The organism is Anaeromyxobacter oryzisoli (assembly GCF_022690765.1).
Classification (GTDB): domain Bacteria; phylum Myxococcota; class Myxococcia; order Myxococcales; family Anaeromyxobacteraceae; genus Anaeromyxobacter; species Anaeromyxobacter oryzisoli.
The window spans coordinates 1-748 of record NZ_JALCZA010000176.1 but is presented as its reverse complement, the minus strand read 5'-3'; the positions used below and the strand labels follow the sequence as shown (position 1 = coordinate 748).

The window sequence follows — 748 nt, the reverse complement described above, 5'->3', positions numbered from 1 at the left end:
GGGCCGCCGGGGCGCCGTCCCGCTCGCGTGGGGAGCGGCGCTCGCGGGGGGCCGGCCGGGTCCGCCCCCGAGCGCCTGGACCCGGCGTGCCACGTCGCGGAAGGCGGGATCCGACCGGTTCACCTTCTGGAGGTAGTACAGCGCGGCCTGCGGGTCGCGGGCCGCCTCGTAGCAGGCGCCCAGCTCGAACAGGATCGCCTTCGCGGCGTCCCGGGAGAGGTACTCGGACCCGAGCGCGCGGCGGTAGGCGCGGATCGCCTCCTTCGGCGCCCCCTTCTGCATCTGGCAGAGGCCGATCATCGAGAGGCAGTCGACCTCCTTCTTCCGATCGTTGCCCTCGAGCGCGATCTCGAACTCGTGGATGGCGTCGTCGAGGAGCCCCATCTCCTTGTAGGCGATGCCGAGGTCGTGGTGCGTGGCGGTGTCCTCGAGCTTCACCGTCTGCTCGACGCCCTTCTTGAACTGGTTGAAGACGTCCTCGACGGAGTACTGGAACTCCTCCTCGACGGCGGGCGCCGCCGGCGCGTCGCCGAGCTCGTCCGCCAGCTCCCGGGCGATGTCGAAGCCCTCGCCCTCGGCGGCCGCGGTCGCCGCCGACGCCGGGCGGGAGCGCGGCGCCGGGGCGGCCACCGGACGGGCGGCGGCCGCGCGCCGCTCGACCTCGGCGAGCTTCTCCTCGAGCGCGCGGTGCCCCGGGTAGAACGTGAGCAGGTTCGCGAGGGCGCCGCGCGCGTCGTCGAGGAGCCCC

General features: G+C 74.3%; 1 protein-coding gene. It reads right to left on the bottom strand.

Translation table 11 applies throughout. The features are described 5' to 3' along the window. On the bottom strand, window positions 1-748 hold a 748-nt coding region (locus tag MNZ27_RS23255), incomplete at both ends, for a tetratricopeptide repeat protein (protein ID WP_242396436.1).